This is a genomic window from Streptomyces cyaneofuscatus (assembly GCF_042718795.1).
Classification (GTDB): Bacteria; Actinomycetota; Actinomycetes; order Streptomycetales; family Streptomycetaceae; genus Streptomyces; species Streptomyces cyaneofuscatus_A.
This window is the reverse complement of record NZ_JBHXOX010000008.1, coordinates 134082-153054: the sequence shown is the minus strand read 5'-3', so window position 1 is coordinate 153054 and position 18973 is coordinate 134082. Positions and strand designations below refer to the sequence as shown.

The window sequence follows — 18973 nt, the reverse complement described above, 5'->3', positions numbered from 1 at the left end:
CTCGTCATATTAGGTCCAGGGCAAGCCGATTCCCAGAGTCCCGCACGCACGCGGAGGTACGGAAGTCACGCGTACGAGCCGGTTGCGGGCACCCTTATCTGATGTACCGTCAGATTCATGCCTGCCTCCTCCTCCCCCTCGCCCGGCCTCCCCCGCAAGGTCGCTGTCGTCGGCATCTCCCTCGCGGACTGCGGACGCGTCGACGACGCCACCCCGTACGCCCTGCACGCCCAGGCGGCCCGGCGTGCGCTGGCCGACTCCGGCCTGGACCGCTCGGTGGTCGACGGCTTCGCCTCGGCCGGGCTCGGGACGCTGGCGCCGGTGGAGGTCGCGGAGTACCTGGGGCTGCGGCCCACCTGGGTCGACTCCACGGCGGTGGGCGGCGCGACCTGGGAGGTGATGGCCGCCCACGCGGCGGACGCGATCGCGGCGGGTCGGGCGCGGGCGGTGCTCCTGGTCTACGGCTCGACGGCCCGGGCCGACATCAAGGCGGGCCGGCGTATGTCGAACCTGTCGTTCGGCGCGCGGGGGCCGCTCCAGTTCGAGGTGCCGTACGGGCACACGCTGATCGCCAAGTACGCGATGGCCGCCCGGCGCCACATGCACACGTACGGCACGACCCTGGAGCAGCTCGCCGAGGTGGCGGTGACGGCCCGGGCGAACGCGGCGGCGAACCCGGAGGCGATGTTCCGGGACCCCATCACGGTCGACGAGGTCCTCTCCGGCCCGATGATCGCGGACCCGTTCACCAAGCTGCACTGCTGCATCCGCAGCGACGGGGGGTGCGCGGTGCTGCTGGCGTCGGAGGAGTGCGTACCGGACACCGCGAAGGCGCCGGTGTGGATCCTGGGCACCGGGGAGTCCGCGTCCCACTCCACGATGTCGGGGTGGGAGGACTTCACGGTCTCCCCCGCCGCCGTCTCGGGCCGCCTGGCCTTCGAACGGGCCGGGGTGCGGCCGGCGGACATCGACCTGGCGGAGATCTACGACGCGTTCACGTACATGACGCTGGTGACGCTGGAGGACCTGGGGTTCTGCGCGAAGGGGGAGGGCGGCGCGTTCGTGGAGAAGGGCCGCACGGGCCTGCGCGGCGAGCTCCCGGTGAACACGGACGGCGGCGGCCTCTCCGCCTGCCACCCCGGGATGCGCGGCCTGTTCCTGCTGGTGGAGGCGGTACGCCAGTTACGCGGCGAGGCCGGGGAGCGCCAGGTCCACAAGGCCGGGGGCCGCCTCCCGGAGCTGGCCGTGGCGTCGGGGACGGGCGGCTGGTTCTGCTCGTCGGGGACGGTGGTGCTGGGGCGGGGGTGAGTCCGGCTGGCTCTCCGTAGCCGGAGACCGATGGAATGGGCTCCATGAGCGACACCTCCACCCCGCGCCCCTTCACCGACCTCCTGCACGCCCAGCGCGTCTGGGACACCGAGCTGCCGGGCTTCGACCCGGCCACCGCACCGCCCGCGCCCCTCCCCCTCTTCCACGCCTGGTTCGCCGGCGCCGTGGCGGCCGGGCAGGTCGAGCCGCACGCGATGAGCCTGGCCACGGCGGACGCCGACGGCCTGCCCGACGTACGCACCCTGCTCCTCCACGGCGCCGACGAGCGCGGCTTCCACTTCGCCTCGCACGCCACCAGCGCCAAGGGCCGCCAGCTCGCCGCCCGCCCGTACGCCGCGCTCGGCTTCTACTGGCCGGCACTGGGCCGCCAGGTACGGGTCCGGGGCCCCGTCCTCCGCTGCACCCCCGCCGAGAGCCACGCCGACCTGCACGCCCGGTCCGCCGGAGCCCTCGCCGCCGCGCTGACCGGGGCCCAGAGCGAGGTCGTGGAGTCCGTGGACACCCTCCACCGGACGGCGGACGCGGCCTGGGAGCGGGCCCAGGCGGAACCGGACGCCGAGGCTCCGACCTGGACCCGCTACGTGGTCGAGCCGGCCGAGGTGGAGTTCTTCCAGGGCGACGCCCGGCGCCGCCACATCCGGCTCCGCTACCGCCGCACGGAGACCGGTGCGGGGGCCGGTCCGGAGGCCGGTGCGGGGACCAGTCCGCAGGCCGGCACGGCAACCGGATCGTCGGCCGGCCCGGAGACCGGCGGCTGGACGCGTGAGCTGCTCTGGCCCTGAGGCGGCCCCGCCGGCACCCCGCCGACCCCTTAACCCGGTTTCAACAAGAAAAGGGCACTATGGGAGGAAGGCGAGTCGCTGGAGGTACCGATGCCACGAGCCCGTTCCCGCTACGCCCCGGACCGGGGCCTGACCGGTCGCATGGTCACCACCATGTTCCTGATCGGACTGCTGTACGTCGTCTTCGTGGGCGTGCTCCTCGCGGCCCTGCGCGGTTCCTGGCCGATCATCCTGATCATCACGGGTGGCCTGTTCATCGCCCAGTTCTGGTTCAGCGACCGCATCGCGGCGTACGGCATGGGCGCCCGCGAGGTCACCCCCGAACAGGCGCCCGAACTGCACGGCACCATCGACCGCATCTGCGCGCTGGCGGACATGCCGAAGCCCAAGGTGGCCATCGCCGAGAGTGACGTACCGAACGCGTTCGCCACCGGCCGCAGCGAGAAGACCGCCCTGGTCTGCGCCACGACGGGCCTGCTCCGCAGACTGGAGCCGGAGGAGCTGGAGGGCGTCCTCGCGCACGAGATGTCGCACGTCGCGCACCGGGACGTGGCCGTCATGACGATCGCCTCGTTCCTCGGCGTGCTGGCGGGCATCATCACCCGCATCGCGCTCTGGGGCGGCTTCGCGCGCAGCCGGCCGGGCAACGACCCGGCCGGCATCCTGCTCCTGCTCATCCCGCTGATCAGCGCCGTCGTCTACGCGATCAGCTTCCTGCTGACCCGGTTGCTCTCCCGCTACCGCGAGCTCTCCGCCGACCGCGCCGCCGCCCTCCTCACGGGCAGGCCCTCCGCCCTCGCCTCGGCCCTGACGAAGGTCAGCGGGCAGATGGCCCGCATCCCGACCGAGGACCTGCGCAAGGCGGAGCCGTACAACGCGTTCTACTTCATGCCCGCGTTCTCCGCGAAGGAGTCCCTGGGCCGGCTGTTCTCCTCACACCCGACGCTGGAACAGCGCCTGGACCAGCTCTCCCGCATCTCCACCGACCTGTCCCGGTAAGTCGCCTTCAAGGAGTTACGCCCGTGGGCCTGCTCGACGCCATCCTCGGCCGCAGCAAACCCGTCCGCCCCGACCTCGACCAGCTCTTCGCCGTCCCCTCGGCCGCCCTCACCCTCCAGGCCGCCACCGGTTTCACCCCGACCGGCCTGGGCTCGGTCTGCTTCGCGGGGGTGGAAGGCGGCGGCTTCGCCCGGCTCCAGGAGGACGTACGGGAGCTGCTCGACGCGGACACGGAGCGCGGCGGCATCCCGGTGGAGTTCAGCCGGGACCCGTACGGCTATACGTGGCTCCTCGCCACCCACCCGGCCGACGACACGGCGGGCCTGGTCAACGACCTGCACGCGGTGAACACCCTGCTCCAGGACGGCGGCTTCGGCCCGCACCTGCTGTGCTCGCTGATCGGCTTCCGGGACGCGGAGGGGCGTGCGCTGGCGCTCGTCTACCTGTACAAGCGCGGCACGTTCTACCCGTTCGCCCCGCTCCCCGGCGGTGCCGAGAAGCGGGACAACCAGCTCGAACTCCAGGTACGCGGCGCCCTCGGCGACGACCTCCGGGTGGAGAAGGACCTGTCCCGGTGGTTCCCGGTGTGGGGCGCGCCGGGGCTGTGATCGGACGCCGGAGGAGTGAACGGGTTCAGCCGGCGGGCCGGAAGACCGGTACGGCCTCCCCCGCCTCCCGGAACGTGACCGTCAGCCCCATACCGATGCGGAGGTCGGCGTGCGCGCACTCCACGACCTCCGTCATCATCCGCGGCCCCTCGGCCAGGTCGACGACGGCGGCCACGTACGGGACCCGGTCCCCGAAGGGCGGCAGGTCGTTGCGGTGGACGACGGACCACGTGTAGAGGGTCGCCCGACCGCTCGCCCGCTCCCAGCCCACGTCCTCGCTCCAGCAGTACGGGCAGAACTCGCGCGGGTAGTGATGAGCCCGCCCGCACCCGCCGCACCGCCGGATCAGCAGCCGCCCCTCCCCCGCCGCGTCCCAGTACGGCCGGGTGAACGCGTCCGGCTCGGGCAGGTCGAAGCGCGGGCCCTCAGCCACCCGGTCGGCGCTCACAGGAACAGCCCGAACGCCGCGTCCAGCGACCACGTCTGCCAGGCCATCGCGAACAGGGCCACCAGCGAGATCAGGGCCATCATCGCGTTCTGCCCCTGCTCGGCCCAGTCGTGGATCATCAGGACCAGGTACAGCAGGTTGAGGAGGAGACCGGCGACCAGCGCGATCGGGGTGAGGAAGCCCGTCACCAGGCCCAGACCCAGGGCCAGTTCGGCGTAGACGACGACGTACGCGATCAGCTTCGGGCGCGGTTCGACGACCCGCCGGAAGCCGGTGCGCACCACACCCCACCGGTGCTTGCCCGCGACGTCTGCCGCCCAGGCGATCCCCGTACCCCGCTCGAACCAGCCTTTCCTGTCCTTGTGCCGCCAGCTCTCCAGCCACCACAGGCCGAGGCCTATGCGGAGGACGGCGAGCCACTCCGCACCGCTGAGCCAGATCGTCCGCATGGGGCAGCCCCTCCGGTCGCTCGTATCTGACGATACGTCAGTTCACCGGATCCGGGCCACTCGCGCAAGAGGTCCGCACTCTTCTCAGCGCCGCTGCCCGCGCCCCAGCAGCCACGCCAGGTAGACCCCGCCCAGCGCGCCCGTCACCACCCCCACCGGCAGCGGGCCCGCCGTCGGCAGCGTGATCGCCACCAGGTCGGAGGCGGAGAGCAGGAGCGCGCCCATCGCGGCGGCGGGCAGCAGCCCCGTCCCCGTACCGCGGCTCAGGCGGCGGGCCAACTGCGGTGCGCAGAGCGCCACGAACACGATCGGGCCCGCCACCGAGACCGCCACCGCGCTGAGCCCGACCGCGATCAGGAGGACGACTACGCGCGTCCGGCCCGCGTCGATCCCCAGGCCGCCCGCCGCCTCGTCGCCCATCTCCAGCAGGTCCAGGCGGCGGACCAGTGGGAGGGCGAGCAGGAGCAGGGCCGCCAGGGCGAGGAGAGCCGGGAGGATCTGGTGGCGTTCGGTGGAGCCCAGGCTGCCGATCAGCCAGAGTTGGGCCGACTGGGCATGGTCGAGGGCGGCCCGGGTGAGCAGGTACGCGTTGACCGAGGTCAGCAGTGAACCGACCGCGATCCCGGCGAGGATCAGCCGGTTGCCCCGGAACGAGCCGCGCCGGGCCAGGAGTTGGACGATCACCGCCGTGGCCAGACCGCCTCCGGCCGCGCCCACCGCCACGTACGCCGGGTCTCCGTGCAGCAGGACCAGCAACGCACCGGTAGCCGCACCGGAGTTGAAGCCGACGATGTCCGGGCTGCCGAGCGGGTTGCGGGAGAGCTGCTGGAACAGTGCTCCGGCCGCACCCAGTGCCGCGCCGACGGCGAGGCCGAGCGCCACCCGGGGCAAGCGCAGCTCCAGCACCACGAACGCGGCCTGCTCCGAGCCCGCCCCGAACAGCGCGCCCAGCACCTCGGCGGGCGGTACGAGACCGTCCCGGGTCAGCGCGAGCGCGCCGCTGCCCGCCGCGAGGAGGGCCAGGAGGAGGGTGATGGCGAGGGGGCGGGGGCGTACGCGGAGGGAGAGGCCACCTAGGGCCCGGCTCCGTACCACCGCGGTTCGGGTCAGGGCTGCTCGTACCACCGCGGTTCGGGCCGGAGCGCTCATGCCGCCGCCACCGCCTTCCTCGATGCGGTCCGGTTGCGGCCGATCAGCCAGATCAGGACCGGCGCCCCCACGAACGCCGTCACGATGCCCACCTGGATCTCGGCGGGCCGCGCGATGACCCGGCCCACGATGTCCGCGACGAGCAGCAGGCCGGCGCCGATGAGGACCGCGTACGGCATCAGGCGGCGGTGGTCCGGGCCGGTGAGCAGGCGGGCCAGGTGCGGGGCGACCAGGCCGATGAAGCCGACCGGGCCGATCGCGGCCGTCGCGGCTCCGCTGAGGAGCACCGTGGCGAGCGTGCCGAGCAGCCGTACGCGTCCGGGGGCGACGCCCAGCGCCCGGCCCGCCTCGTCGCCGAGGGCGAACGCGTTGAGGGCGGGCGCGACGGCGAGCGCCAGCACCGCGCCGGCCAGGAGGAACGGCAACACCGCCCACAGCACCGGGAGTTCGCGGCCCGCCAAGGTGCCGACGGACCACATGCGCAGGGTCCCGTACGCGTCCGCGTCCAGCACCCCGAGGCCGCTCACCACCGCCCCGAGCACCGCCGTGACGGCCACCCCCGCCAGCACGAGCCCCTCGGGGGTGCCGCGACCCGCGCCCCGGCCGCCGAGCAGGTACACGACCACCACCGCGACGGCCGCCCCGAGCAGCGCCCACCAGACGACGGCCTGGAGCGAGCGCGTACCGAGCAGGACGGTCGCGGCGACCACCGCGCAGGCGGCCCCGGTGTTGACGCCGAGGATGCCGGGGTCGGCCAGGGGGTTACGGGACATGCCCTGCATCACCGCCCCGGCCAGGCCCAGCGCCGCCCCGGCCGTGACGGCGAGCAGCGTGCGCGGCACCCGGACCTCGCGGACCAGGGAGGCGTGCGGGGCGTCCGGGTCGAACAGTGCGGCCAGCACCTCGGCCGGGGGCACGGGCTGCGCGCCCACGGCGAGGCCGCCGGCCACGGCGAGGGCCAGGAGGAGCAGCCCCGCCGTGAGCACGGCGGCGTACCGTACGCGTACGGCGGGTTCCTTGCCGGTCACCGTCAGCCGAAGGCCTTCTCGATCTTGTCGATCAGGTTGCCCGCGCTGTAGTAGTCCAGCCGGAAGGTGTCCAGGCCGAGGTCGTACACGCGCTTGTCCTCGACGGCGGCCAGGTCCTTCCAGACCGGGCGCGCGGTGGCGGCGGTGATCTCCTCGGGGGTGTGGCTGACGAAGAGGAGCGAGCTGTCCTTCGCGGTGTCGGCCACCTTCTCCTGGCTGAACTCGGCGAAGTCCGAACGGCCGCCCTGCGTCTGGCCCTTGCCGGCCGGCGGTTCGAGGACGGTGAAGCCGAGCGAGGTGAGCAGCCGGCCCTGCGCGGACTCGGGGGTGAAGACGGTCATCGCGGACTGGTTGTCGCGGACCAGGGCGGCGGACTGGGTCGGCACGGTGATGGCGGCCTTGACCTCGCCGACCCGCTTCTCGTGGGCGGCGACGACCTCACTCGCGCGCTTCTCCAGGCCGAGGTCCTTGCCGAGGCGGGCGGTCAGGTCCTGCCAGGAGACGTCGTCGTGGCGGTAGAGGAGGGTGGGGGCGACGACGGAGAGCTTGTCGTAGAACTTCTCGGCGTTCTCCGCGCCGGAGGAGGCGCCGATGATGAGGTCCGGCTTCAGCGCCAGCACTTTCTCCACGTCGGGCTCGAAGCCCTGGTAGGCGACCTTGACGCTGTTCTTGGCGGCGGCGTCCGACCACTGGGTGAAGAAGCCCTGCTTGTCGGTGATGACCGAGGGCGGGGTGGCCTGGGAGGCGATGACCGGGGCGTCGAGGGCCAGCAGGTGGCCGGTCATGGTGACGCTGACCGAGACGATGCGCTTCGGCTGGGCGGGGACCTTCTCCGTCGTACCGGCGTCGTGCTCCACGGAGCGGGTGGTGGCGGCCGCCTTGTCGCTCCTGCCGTTCCCGGCGCCCTTGTCGGCCGCCGTGTCGCCGCCGCCACCGCAGGCGGTGAGCGCGAGGAGCCCGGCGACGGCGACCGCCGCCCCCTTGAACCGGGTCCGGAGCTGTCTGCCGTTCATGTACGTCCCACCCCTTCGACCGCCGGGCGGGCGCGCGGCACCGTACCGCGCGAGGGCCCCCCGATGGTCACCTCACATCAACCGAAGCAAGGTTAGCCTTACCTTAGATGGGGCGAGGGGCGCGAAGGGGAGGCAATCACCGCATCCCGCCTCCCGTGATCAATTCGCAATCGTTTCCCACCTTGACCGAGACCCATCAACAGAGCGGGCTATTACGCTCCGAACCATGCCCAACACCCCTTCCCCCACCGGCCGTACCGATGTCGTCGCCCTCACCGACCGGACGGACGACCGGCCCGTCTACGTCATCGGCGGCGGGCCCGGCGGCCTCGCGGCCGCTGCCGCGCTCCGCGACCGGGGCGTCCGCGTGGTGGTCCTGGAGAAGGCGGACCGGGTCGGCGCGTCCTGGCGCGGCCACTACGACCGGTTGCACCTGCACACCACGCGGCGGTGGTCGGCGCTGCCGGGGCTGAAGATGCCGCGCAGGTTCGGGCGGTGGGTGGGCCGGAACGACGTGGTGCGGTACCTGGAGAAGTACACCGAGCACCATGAGCTGGAAGTGGTGACAGGCGTCGAGGTGAACCGGATCGACCCGGCGCCCGACGGCTCCGGCGACTGGCAGCTCACCGCGACCGGCGGCCGGGTCCTGCGGGGCCGCGCGGTCGTCGTCGCCACGGGCTTCAACCACACCCCGCGCATCCCGCGGTGGCCGGGCCGCGACACGTTCACCGGGGAGCTGCTGCACGCGGCGGAGTACCGTAACCCGGCCCCGTACGCCGGCCGGGACGTCCTGGTGGTCGGCATCGGCAACACGGGGGCCGAGATCGCGGCGGACCTCGCGGAGGGCGGGGCCTCCCGGGTGCGGATCGCGGTGCGTACGGCCCCGCACATCGTGCGGCGCTCCACGGCGGGGTGGCCGGCCCAGGCGACCGGCATCCTGGTGCGCCGGCTGCCGGTGCGGCTGGTGGACGGGGCGGGGGCCGTGATGGCGCGGATCGCCGTACCGGATCTGTCGGAGAAGGGGCTGCCGCGGCCGGGGACGGGCCTGTACTCGCGGGTGCGGGAGGGGGCGATCCCGGTGCAGGACGTGGGGTTGATCGACGCGGTGAAGAACGGCACGGTGACCCCCGTGGCGACCGTCGCCTCCTTCGACAAGGACGCGGTGGTGCTGGCCGACGGCACCCGGCTCACCCCGGACGCGGTGATCGCGGCGACCGGCTACACCCGTGCCCTGGAGCCGCTGGTGGGCCACCTGGACGTGCTGGACGCGCGGGGCCGGCCGGTCGTCCACGGGGGCCGGACCCCGAAGCAGGCCCCGGGCCTCTACTTCACCGGGTTCACCAATCCGATCAGCGGGATGCTCCGCGAGATGGCCCTGGACGCGCGGAAGATCGCCAAGAGGGTGGCGCGGGCGCGCTGAGCGCACTGAGCGCACTGACGTCCCGCAGCCGCCTCCAGGTCCGCCCCTACGTCGGCCTCCAGGCCCGCCCCAGTTCGAGTCGACGCCGGCCACGGGGGCGACAGCATCTCGGCCCTGACCGAGGTGCTCAGGAGCCCGGCGCGCCCGGCGTGGACCACACCTGCGTAGATCAAGGTCACGCAGGAGTGACTACGGCGACATGATGACAACTGTGTGATTAATGGCGTGCGTTGTGGCGCATCTGTTCCCAGGGGGATGCGTTGATCGCTAGCTTCCCCTCAACTCGTCCGTACCGGGAAGGACTTCTGTGAGCTCCTCCGTTCGAAGATCCGTCGCCGCCCTGGCCGCCACCGCACTCGTGGCCCCGCTCCTGCTGGCCTCGGCATCACCCGCCTCCGCCCAGAAGGGCAGCCAGAGCGACAGGGCGGCCCAGGATGCCGCCGCCTTGTCGCGGGCGCTGGTGCGTGACGCGTCCGCCAAGGACGCGAGCAAGCACCTCGTGGCCTTGCAGGCGATAGCCCGGGCGACGGGCGGCCACCGGGTCGCCGGATCGCTGGGACACGACATATCCGCCGCGTACGTGCAGACGCTGCTCACGGCGGCCGGATACCGCGTCTCCTCCCAGAAGTTCGACTTCATCTACACCGAGACGCTGGCCGAGAAGCTCTCCGCCGTCTCCCCCACCCCGTTCGACGCCGAGATCAAGGCGCTCACCTACACGAAGTCGACGCCGGCCGGCGGGATCACCGCCCAACTGGCCGCCCCGCCCATCGACGCGGACGGCACCACCGGCTGCGAGCCGGGCGACTACGCGGCGGGCGCGTTCACCGGGAAGATCGCGCTGATCAAGCGCGGCGGCTGCGCGTTCGGCGTCAAGCAGGAACAGGCCGCCGCGGCGGGCGCCGCCGGGGCCATCATCTACAACAACATCGACGCCGGGTACGGTCCGCTCTCCGGCACCCTCGGCGACCCCGCCACCGTGAAGATCCCGACGGCCGGGCTGTCCAAGCCCGACGGGGACCGGCTCGCCGCCGACCTCGCCCAGGGACCGGTGACGATCTCCTTCGAGGTCCGCCAGCTCCAGGAGACGCGCACCACGAAGAACGTCATCGCCGAGACGCGGGGCGGCGACGCCGCCAACACCGTGGTGCTCGGGGCGCACCTGGACTCGGTGAAGGCGGGCCCGGGCATCAACGACAACGGATCGGGTTCGGCCGGTCTGCTCGACGTCGCGCTGAAGCTGGCCAAGAAGGAGAAGCAGCCGCGGAACAAGGTGCGGTTCGCCTGGTGGTCGGCGGCGGAGAGCGGCCTGTTCGGCTCCGCGCACTACGTCGACGCCCTGCCCCCGGCCGAGCGGCAGAAGATCAAGCTCTATCTGAACTTCGAGAACCTCGCCTCGCCCAACTACGGCCTGTTCGTCTTCGACGGCGACAACTCCGACGGCCTCAACTTCCCCGCCGGACCGACGGGTTCGGCCCAGATCGAACGGGACATCACCACGTTCCTGGGCGACCGGGGCCTCCCGACCGCCGGAACGCCCTTCATCGGGCGCTCGGACTACCACCCCTTCGTCCTGGCGGGGATCCCCTCCGGCGGTACGTTCTCCGGCATGGAGGCGCTGAAGACACCGGCCGAGGCGGCGAAGTGGGGCGGCGAGGCGGGGGTCGCGTTCGACGTGAACTACCACGCGGCCGGGGACACGCTCAAGAACATCAACACGAAGGCGTTCGACATCAACATCGACGTCATCGCCAACGCGGTGGGCACGTACGCGCACGACCTCGGCGCGCTGAAGAACCCGCCGGCCGCCGGGCGGCAGGCAGCACCGGCGTACGTGACGGGCGCGGACGCGGAGGCGGACGCGCGCACGGACGCCACGACCGGCACGAGTACGGACACGGGCACGAGTTCGCGGTGACCGCGTAGTACGGCGTCAGGGCCCCGGGCCTCCCGTAGCGGAGGCCCGGGGCCCCGACTGGCTCCCCTACGCCCACACCCCGCGTGCCGCGACGCTCCGCGCCCACGGTTCCAGGTCGGCCGGGGCGCGGCCCAGGACCCGGCGGACGTCGTCGGTCACCTCCGAGGTGTGGCCCGCCCGGTGCAGGGCGAACAGGGCGCCCAGCGCGTCGGCCACCTCCTCGGGCCAGCCCTCGGCGAGGAGTTCGGCGCGGTACGCGGCCGGGGTGAGCTCCTCGTAACGGATCGGGCGGCCCGCGGCGCCGGCGATCACGCGGGTGGCGTCGGCGAAGGTGAGCGCGCGCGGACCCGACAGCTCGTAGACGCGTCCCGCGTGGCCGTCCCCGGCCGCGGTGAGGACCGCCGCCGCGACCTCCGCCACATCCTCGGCGTCGATGAACGGTTCCGGCATGTCCCCGATCGGCAGGCCCAGCCGGCCGGCCCGGAGCGGGGGCAGCCACAGGTCCTCGTCGAAGTTCTGGAAGAAGTTGTTGGGGCGCAGGAGCGTCCACGCGGCCCCGGTCTCCTGGACCGCTGCCTCGGCGGCCGTCATGCCCTGGCCGAAATCCTCCCCCGCCTTCTCGATGCTGCGGCCGGAGAGCACCACGAAGCGGCGTACGCCCGAGGCCGCGGCCTGCCGCACGAACTCCCTTACGGGGGAAGGGTCGTCGGGCGCCACGAGGTAGAGCGCGTCGGCCCCCGCGAGGGCGCGCTCCCAGGTGTCGGGGAGCGTCCAGTCGAACCGGACCTCGCTGGAGCGGGAGGCGGCCCGGACCGTGACCGGCCCGGAGGCGCGCAGCCGGGCCACGACCCGGCGGCCGGTCTTGCCGGTGGCGCCGAGGACGAGGACGGTGGGCGGGGTGCGGTGCGTGCCGGTCTTCGCTGTCATGGGGCAAGTCCACCGCGCGGCCGCCACGGCGGCCATGGGCGCCCGTCCGCCGTGCATAGGTGAGCGTCCGGCCGCTGGGTGAGCGGTCCGGGGCGGGCTGCTTCTCTGCCTATCGTGGCGCCATGGACGTGTTCGACGAGCTGTTGCGGGGCGTGCGGGGCAAAGGTGCGGTGTTCGGGCGGTCGGTGCTGTGGTCGCCCTGGTCCCTGCGCTTCACGGACGGGGCCTACCTGACCCTGTGCCTGCCGATGCGGGGGGCCGGGTGGATCGTGCCGGAGGGCGGGGAGCCGCTGCGGCTGGCTTTCGGGGAGGCCGCGATCGTCCGGGGGCCGGCCCCGTTCACCTTCACCGACGACCCGGCGGGCGGTACGGGTGCGGAGGTACGGGAGGTGCGCTGGGACGCCCGGACGGCCCCCGCGCCCGAACTGGCCGCCGTCCCCGACCTGGGGCCCGAACTGGACGGGACCACCGTTCTGTTGGCCGCCGCCTACGACGTACAGGCGCAGGTTCCCCAGCAGCTGCTCCGGGCCCTCCCGCCGGCTCTCGTCGTACCCGACGAGGACGACTGCGCACCGCTGCGCGACTACGTGGTCGCCCAGATCGGCGGCGCGCGGCCCGGGCACCAGATCGTGCTGGACCGGCTGCTGGACTGGATGCTCGTCTGCACCCTGCGGGACTGGTTCGACCGCCCGGAGGCCGAGCCGCCGGGGTGGTACGGAGCTCTCGGCGACGAGGTCGCGGGCCCCGCGCTACGGGCGATGCACGAGGACCCCGCGCACCCCTGGACGACGGCGGAGCTGGCGGCCCGGGCCGGGGTCTCGCGGACCACCCTGGCGAAACGGTTCACCGAGCTGGTCGGGGACGGCCCGGTGGCGTACCTGACCGAGTGGCGTATGACCCTCGCCGCCGACCTGCTGACCCGCCCGGAGCTGACGGTGGCGGCGGTGGCCCGGCGGGTCGGCTACGCGGACGCGTTCGGCTTCAGCGCGGCGTTCAAACGGCTCCGGGGCGAGAGCCCGAGCGCGTACCGGCAGGAGGCCGCCGCGACCGGGCGCGCACCGGGGCGGGCGACTCCGGCGGGGTGAGAGCGGCGCGCGGCGGGGGTGCTCCGGGAGGCTCCTGGGGCTCCGGGAGAGCTCGGGGCTCCGGGGGTGCTCGGGGGGCTCCGGGGCGGTGCCGTTACGCCGTGACCACCGGGACGCCTTCCGGCCGCCCCGCCAGCAGGGCCGCGATGTGGTCCGCGCAGCCCAGGGCGGCCGCGGCCATGGCGGTCCTGGTCATCCCGGCCACGTGCGGGGTCAGCAGCGCGTTCGGCAGGCCGAAGAGCGGCGAGGCGAAGGCCGCGTGCTCGTGCTCGAAGGTGTCGACGGCCGCCGCCGCGAGGGGATGCGCGGGGTCGCGCAGGGCTTCGGCGAGCGCGTGCTCGTCGACGATCCCGCCCCGGGCGGTGTTCAGGAGGATCGCCCCCGGACGCATCAGCGCCAGCTCGCTCCGGCCGACGAGCCCTCGGGTCTCCGGGGTGAGCGGCAGGTGGAGGGAGACCACGTCACTGGTCGCGAGCAGGCCGGGAAGGGTGAGGGCGGGGCGGATGACGGCGGGGCGGGGGGCCGGTGCTGGTGCTGATCCCGGTGCCGTTGCTGGCGCTGATGCTGGTGCTGGTGCTGGTGCTGGTGACAGCTGTGGTGCTGATGTCGTCCCCCGGTGCCGCGCGAGCACCTGGACGTCCATGCCCAGCGCACCCGCCCTCCCCGCCAGGGCCAGCCCGATCCGGCCCGGTCCCACGATGCCCAGCGTCAGTTCCGACAGCTCCGCCGGCGGGACCGTGGGCGCCCGCCACTCCCCCCGGTGCGCGGCCTCGTCGTACGACCTCAACCATCGCGTCAGCGCAAGCAGTTGGGCCAGGGCGAACTCGGCGACCGCAGCCGCGTTGGAGCCGGGCGTGTGGGTGACCGCGACCCCGTACCGGGCGGCGGCCGCCAGATCGACGTGGTCGGTGCCCGCGCCGGCCCGGCCGATCACGCGGAGCGGGTGGGCCAGTCCGGGCCGGGTGGCCCCCGCGAGGAAGGCGGCGCGCAGCGGCACCCCGGCCCGGGACTTGACCGCGTGGTGGCCGATCCCGCCGCGTACCGTCCCGGCGAGCAGGGCGGCCTCGTCGAAGGGGTCGAAGTCGGTGAAGTCCACCCGGCCACCCCAGTCGGCCCGGGCCCCGGCCGGATCGGCCACCCGCCGCAGGTTCAGCGTGACGGCCAGGCCGTGGCCGAGCAGCCGCTCCAGCTCGCGGCCGAGCAGCACGCCGGGGGCCGCGTCCACCAGCAGCACACGGAACCGTTCCACGTGGCACTCCCGTCCGGTAGGCAGGCCCGGCCCCCGTAAGCCCCGAACCCGCTGTACGGACCCTACCTCGCGACCTGGGATGGCCCTCCCCGCACCATCGGCAGCGACCCGGGCCGGTGACCCGGACCGCTGACCCCGCGCCTCACCCCCAGGCCCCCTCCGCCGCCGCGTCCCGGAAGACGTCGGCCACGTCGCGCGGGGAGCGGCCCAGGGCGCGGCGGACGCCGTCCTTCAGCGGGGCCTCCCGGCTCGTGCGGATCGGGTCCAGCGCGGCCGTCCAGAGCTCGGCCTCCACCTCCGACATGCCCCGCACGACCAGCCCGTCCCGGAACGCGGCCTCCTCCAGCGGGACGTAGGAGGCAGGCGCACCCCCGGCCGCCTTCGCGATCTCGTCCAGTACGTCGGCGATGCTTAGCGCGCGCGGGCCCGACAGCTCGTACACCTCGCCGTCGTGGCCGTCCTCGGTGAGCGCCGCCACCGCGACCGCCGCGATGTCGTCCGCGTCGATGTACGCCGCCCTGCCGTCCCCGACCGGGAGGGCCAGCTCCCCGGCGCGTACGCCGTCGAGGAAGACGCCCTCGCTGAAGTTCTGGGCGAACCAGCCGGGCCGCAGGATCGTCCAGCCCAGGCCGGAGTCGCGCACGGCCTGCTCGCCCTTCAGGTGGGGGCCGCCGTCGAGGACGGAGTCGCCGAAGTACCCCGGTACGTCGACACCTCGGGCCGAGAGCAGCACCAGCCGCCGCACCCCGGCGGCGACGGCCCGCTCCACGAAGGCGGGCGTCGGGGAGGGCTCGGTGTCCAGGGGGACGATGTAGGCGGCCTCGGCACCCTCCAGGGCGGGCCCCCAGGTGTCCGGGGACTCCCAGTCGAACGGGGTCTCGCCGGACCGGGAGGCCGCCCGGGTCTCCACCCCCAGCTCGCGGAGGCGGGCCACCACGCGGCGGCCGGTCTTGCCGGTGCCGCCGGTCACCAGGATGGGGGACGAGGTTCGTTCCGGCGTCGCGTCTTCTGTCTTGGTCATGGATCAAGCCTCGCCGAGGCCCCCGCACCCCGCCATGGCTCAGCGTCCGGGAGGGATGTCCGACCGTCCGGCACCCGGGGCGGCGAAAACGCCTGAGGCCCGGATCCAGGGGATCCGGGCCTCAGATGCACTTCATCAGTAGCGGGGACAGGATTTGAACCTGCGACCTCTGGGTTATGAGCCCAGCGAGCTACCGAGCTGCTCCACCCCGCGTCGGTGAACCCCACCCTACGCCACTGTGCGCCCCGCCGTGACCAGCGGCAAGCCGCCGCCCCGGGGACGCGCGGGGCCTCTGCCCGCACGACCCGGGGCCGCGCGGAGCCTTTGCCTGCACGACCATTCCTGACGGGCCGTCAGTTCAGTAACCTGACAGAGCGTCAGCCAACCGCAGGATCATCGAGCAGGGCCATCGAGCAGAACCATCGAGCAGGAGTGGCGGAACGATGCTTGGATCGACTCACGGCACCCTCACCACCGACTTCCGCGCCCGGGTGGTGGCCTGCGGCGAGGAGCCGCACGCCTCCGTCGTCAGCCTGCCCACCGCCACCCGGCAGGGCGGGCTCGATGTCAGCGGCCGGCCGCTGCACCTGGCCGTGCCCGACCTGGACCGCTTCTTCCGGCCGCGCTCCGTGGCCGTCGTCGGCGCCTCCGACACCGAGGGGCGCCCCAACACCGGCATCACCCGGCAGCTCATCGCCTGGGCCGAGCGCGTCGGGGCGCGGCTGCACCCGGTGCACCCGGCCCGGAACGCCGTCTTCGGGCGGCCCTGCGTGCCGAGCGTGGCCGCGCTGCCCGACCCTGTCGACCTGGCGGTCCTGCTGGTCGCCGACCCGCTCCCGGTCATCGAGGAGCTGGCGGAGGCCAAGATCCCCTTCGCCGTGGCCTTCGCCTCCGGGTTCGCCGAGACCGGGGAGGCGGGCGCGGTGGCGCAGGCCCGGCTGGCGGCGGCCGTGGAGCGGTCCGGCGTACGGCTGCTCGGGCCGAACACCAACCTGAACGCCTTCGAGGAGTTCCGGGACGACCTGGAGGGCCCCGCCATCGCCCTCATCACCCAGTCCGGCCACCAGGGCCGCCCCCTCCACGCCCTCCAGGAGCTGGGCATCCGGCTCTCGCACTGGGCGCCCACGGGCAACGAGGCCGACCTGGAGACCGCCGACTTCCTCGCGTACTTCGCCCAGCGTCCCGAGGTGGGGGCCATCGCCTGTTACGTGGAGGGGCTCAAGGACGGCCGGTCCTTCCTCCTCGCCGCCGACCGGGCCGCCCGCGCGGGGGTGCCGGTGGTGGCGGTGAAGGTGGGGCGTACGGAGGCCGGGGCCGAGGCCGCCGCCTCGCACACCGGGAAGCTGACCGGGGCGGACCAGGTGGTGGACGCGGCGATGCGGCAGTTCGGGGTGGTCCGGGTGGACGGCCTCGACGAACTCCAGGACACCGCCGCCCTGTTGGCCCGGGCCCGGCCGCCGCAGGCCGAGGGCGTCGCCGTGTACTCCATCTCCGGCGGCACCGGCGCCCACTTCGCCGACCTGGCGACGGCGGCCGGACTCCCGCTGCCCGCCCTCTCCCCGGCCAAGCAGGACGAGCTGCACACCTGGATACCCGGCTACCTCAACGTGGCCAACCCCATCGACAACGGCGGCCACCCGGTCGGCGACGCGCGCGGCCGGAAGATCATCGACGCGATCCTGGCCGACCCCTCCGTCGGGATCCTCATCTGTCCGATCACCGGCCCCTTCCCGCCCATGAGCGACCGCCTCGCCCAGGACCTGGTGGACGCGGCCGAGGCCACCGACAAGCTGGTCTGCGTGATCTGGGGCTCCCCCGTGGGCACCGAGGACGCCTACCGCACCACGCTCCTGGGCTCCTCCCGCGTCGCCACCTTCCGTACGTTCTCCAACTGCGTCACTGCCGTGAAGGCCTACCTGGACCACCACCGCTTCGCCTCCGGCTACCGCTCCCCCTTCGACGAGGCCCCCCGCACCCCCTCCCCCTCCTACCGCAAGGCGCGGGGCCTGATGCGCCCGGGGCAGCAGCTCAGCGAGCACGCGGCGAAGCAGCTCCTGCGCGCGTACGGGATCCGGGTGCCGCGCGAGCAACTGGTGACGAGCGCGGCGGGCGCCGTCCGGGCGGCCGGTCCGGTCGGCTACCCCGTCGTGATGAAGGCCTCCGGGCCCCGCCTCGCCCACAAGACGGAGCTGGGCCTGGTGAAGGTGGGCCTGACCTCAGCCAGTCAAGTGCGGGACGCCTACCGGGAGTTGACTGACATCGCCCGGTTCGAATCCGTCGACCTGGACGGCATCCTGGTCTGCCAGATGATCGACCGGGGCGTCGAGATGATGGTCGGCGTCACCCACGACGCCCTCTTCGGGCCGACGGTGACGGTCGGTCTCGGCGGGGTCCTGGTGGAGGTGCTGCACGACACGGCGGTACGGGTGCCTCCCTTCGGCGAGAAGGACGCCCGGGACATGCTCGGCGAGCTGCGCGGCCGGGCCCTGCTGGCCGGGGTGCGGGGCGGGGCGCCCGTCGATGTGGACGCGCTGGTGGAGGTGGTGCTGCGGGTGCAGCGGATGGCCCTGGAGCTGGGCGACGACCTGACCGAGCTGGACGTCAACCCGCTGGTGGTGCTGGGGCGCGGGCAGGGCGCGGTGGCGCTGGACGCGCTGGCGGTGTGCCGGTGAACGCCGGACACGCCGGCGGTGCGCCGGTGAACGCCGCGCCACTACCGGAAGCCCCCGCCTCCGTCGGGCCCACCGTCCTCCACCGCACCACCCCCGACGGCGTCTCCTGGATCACCCTCAACCGGCCCGAGGCCATGAACGCCGTCACCTGGGAGCAGCGCGAGCAGGTCATCGCCCTGCTGGCCGACGCATCCGCCGACCCCGCCGTACGGGCCGTCGTGCTCACCGCCACCGGCCGGGGCTTCTGCGCGGGCGCCGACCTGCGCGGCGCCCCGGCCCAGACCCGCGAACGGCTCCCCGGGGACGTCGCCCGGACCATCCGGCTCGGCGCGCAACGGCTCATCGCCGCCGTGCTGGACTGCGAGAAGCCGGTGATCGCCGCCGTCAACGGGACCGCAGCCGGGATCGGCGCGCATCTGGCGTTCGCCTGCGATCTGGTCCTGGCGGCCGACACGGCGACGTTCATCGAGGTCTTCGTCCGCCGGGGGCTCGTCCCGGACGGCGGCGGCGCCTATCTGCTGCCCCGGCTGGTGGGGCCGCAGCGAGCGAAGGAGCTGATGTTCTTCGGGGACACCCTGACGGCGGCGGACGCGGAACAGATGGGGCTGGTCAACCGCACTGTCCCATCAACGGAGTTGGAGGCCCTCGCCGCCGCGTGGGCCGGGCGGCTGGCCTGCGGGCCCACCCGGGCCATCGCCCTGACCAAGCAGCTCGTGAACGACTCGCTCACCGCCGACCGGGCCACGGCGTTCGCGGCGGAGGCGGCCGCCCAGGAGATCAACATGACGACACGGGACGCGAACGAGGGGGTCGCCTCGTTCGTGGAGCGGCGGACGCCGGAGTACCGGGGGTTCTAGGGATGGCCGGGCACCCCCA

At 73.7% G+C, this 18973-nt stretch carries 17 protein-coding genes and 1 tRNA gene; 9 read left to right on the top strand and 9 right to left on the bottom strand.

What is annotated here, in order from left to right; genetic code table 11:
- Positions 1-117: 117 nt before the first annotated feature.
- From ACFWRT_RS10980 to pspAB, 4 genes are all read left to right on the top strand, one after another.
- Positions 118-1308: a thiolase C-terminal domain-containing protein gene (locus ACFWRT_RS10980; RefSeq protein WP_380950563.1), complete on the top strand. Its 1191-nt coding sequence runs from the start codon at positions 118-120 to the stop codon at positions 1306-1308.
- 44 nt (positions 1309-1352) lie between these two features.
- Entirely contained in the window at positions 1353-2111 is a 759-nt protein-coding gene (locus tag ACFWRT_RS10975; RefSeq protein WP_380950564.1) for a pyridoxine/pyridoxamine 5'-phosphate oxidase, read from the top strand.
- A 90-nt stretch (positions 2112-2201) separates the two neighbouring features.
- Positions 2202-3110 carry a zinc metalloprotease HtpX gene (gene htpX / locus ACFWRT_RS10970; RefSeq protein WP_018510731.1) on the top strand — a complete coding sequence of 303 codons (909 nt, stop codon included), beginning with the start codon at positions 2202-2204 and terminating at the stop codon, positions 3108-3110.
- Positions 3111-3133: 23 nt separating this feature from the next.
- Positions 3134-3718, top strand: coding sequence for a PspA-associated protein PspAB (pspAB, locus tag ACFWRT_RS10965; protein WP_380950565.1), 585 nt, complete (start codon positions 3134-3136; stop codon positions 3716-3718).
- A gap of 25 nt (positions 3719-3743) precedes the next feature.
- Here the strand turns inward: pspAB and ACFWRT_RS10960 are convergent, their stop codons facing one another.
- The 5 genes from ACFWRT_RS10960 to fepB form a co-directional block, all read right to left on the bottom strand.
- Entirely contained in the window at positions 3744-4166 is a 423-nt protein-coding gene (locus ACFWRT_RS10960; protein WP_380950566.1) for a Zn-ribbon domain-containing OB-fold protein, read from the bottom strand.
- Positions 4163-4615: a DoxX family protein gene (locus tag ACFWRT_RS10955; protein ID WP_380950567.1), complete on the bottom strand. Its 453-nt coding sequence runs from the start codon at positions 4613-4615 to the stop codon at positions 4163-4165. The genes ACFWRT_RS10960 and ACFWRT_RS10955 overlap by 4 nt, the downstream gene beginning before the upstream one ends.
- An 84-nt stretch (positions 4616-4699) precedes the next feature.
- Complete coding sequence (locus ACFWRT_RS10950; protein WP_380950568.1) at positions 4700-5764, bottom strand: FecCD family ABC transporter permease; 1065 nt, start codon at positions 5762-5764, stop codon at positions 4700-4702.
- Positions 5761-6792, bottom strand: coding sequence for a FecCD family ABC transporter permease (locus ACFWRT_RS10945; protein ID WP_380950569.1), 1032 nt, complete (start codon positions 6790-6792; stop codon positions 5761-5763). Before ACFWRT_RS10945 ends, ACFWRT_RS10950 begins: the two co-directional genes overlap by 4 nt.
- Positions 6793-6794: 2 nt before the next feature.
- A complete protein-coding gene (gene fepB / locus ACFWRT_RS10940; protein WP_380950570.1) occupies positions 6795-7805 on the bottom strand; it encodes a Fe2+-enterobactin ABC transporter substrate-binding protein in 1011 nt (336 codons plus the stop codon).
- A 226-nt stretch (positions 7806-8031) separates the two neighbouring features.
- Here fepB and ACFWRT_RS10935 point away from each other — a divergent pair, with 226 nt between their 5' ends.
- Both ACFWRT_RS10935 and ACFWRT_RS10930 read left to right on the top strand, forming a co-directional pair.
- Positions 8032-9225, top strand: a complete 1194-nt coding sequence (locus ACFWRT_RS10935; protein ID WP_380950571.1) for a flavin-containing monooxygenase — start codon at positions 8032-8034, stop codon at positions 9223-9225.
- A gap of 307 nt (positions 9226-9532) precedes the next feature.
- Positions 9533-11143: a M28 family peptidase gene (locus ACFWRT_RS10930; RefSeq protein WP_380950572.1), complete on the top strand. Its 1611-nt coding sequence runs from the start codon at positions 9533-9535 to the stop codon at positions 11141-11143.
- A gap of 66 nt (positions 11144-11209) precedes the next feature.
- On the opposite strand, the gene ACFWRT_RS10925 is transcribed toward ACFWRT_RS10930, so the two are convergent.
- Positions 11210-12070: an NAD(P)H-binding protein gene (locus ACFWRT_RS10925; RefSeq protein ID WP_380950573.1), complete on the bottom strand. Its 861-nt coding sequence runs from the start codon at positions 12068-12070 to the stop codon at positions 11210-11212.
- A gap of 122 nt (positions 12071-12192) precedes the next feature.
- Between ACFWRT_RS10925 and ACFWRT_RS10920 the strand changes: the two genes are divergently transcribed.
- The gene (locus ACFWRT_RS10920) at positions 12193-13155 is read left to right on the top strand and encodes an AraC family transcriptional regulator (protein WP_380950574.1); all 963 of its coding nucleotides are present in this window, start codon (positions 12193-12195) and stop codon (positions 13153-13155) included.
- 94 nt (positions 13156-13249) lie between these two features.
- Here ACFWRT_RS10920 and ACFWRT_RS10915 read toward each other — a convergent pair whose 3' ends face one another.
- From ACFWRT_RS10915 to ACFWRT_RS10905, 3 genes are all read right to left on the bottom strand, one after another.
- Entirely contained in the window at positions 13250-14404 is a 1155-nt protein-coding gene (locus ACFWRT_RS10915; protein ID WP_380950575.1) for an NAD(P)-dependent oxidoreductase, read from the bottom strand.
- Between the two features lie 142 nt (positions 14405-14546).
- The gene (locus ACFWRT_RS10910) at positions 14547-15425 is read right to left on the bottom strand and encodes an NAD(P)H-binding protein (protein ID WP_380950576.1); all 879 of its coding nucleotides are present in this window, start codon (positions 15423-15425) and stop codon (positions 14547-14549) included.
- 139 nt (positions 15426-15564) lie between these two features.
- Positions 15565-15638 (bottom strand) — tRNA-Met (locus ACFWRT_RS10905).
- 230 nt (positions 15639-15868) lie between these two features.
- On the opposite strand from ACFWRT_RS10905, the gene ACFWRT_RS10900 reads away from it, so the two are divergent.
- Both ACFWRT_RS10900 and ACFWRT_RS10895 read left to right on the top strand, forming a co-directional pair.
- The gene (locus ACFWRT_RS10900) at positions 15869-18097 is read left to right on the top strand and encodes an acetate--CoA ligase family protein (RefSeq protein WP_380950577.1); all 2229 of its coding nucleotides are present in this window, start codon (positions 15869-15871) and stop codon (positions 18095-18097) included.
- Entirely contained in the window at positions 18088-18954 is an 867-nt protein-coding gene (locus tag ACFWRT_RS10895; RefSeq protein ID WP_380950579.1) for an enoyl-CoA hydratase/isomerase family protein, read from the top strand. The genes ACFWRT_RS10900 and ACFWRT_RS10895 overlap by 10 nt, the downstream gene beginning before the upstream one ends.
- Positions 18955-18973 lie beyond the last annotated feature (19 nt).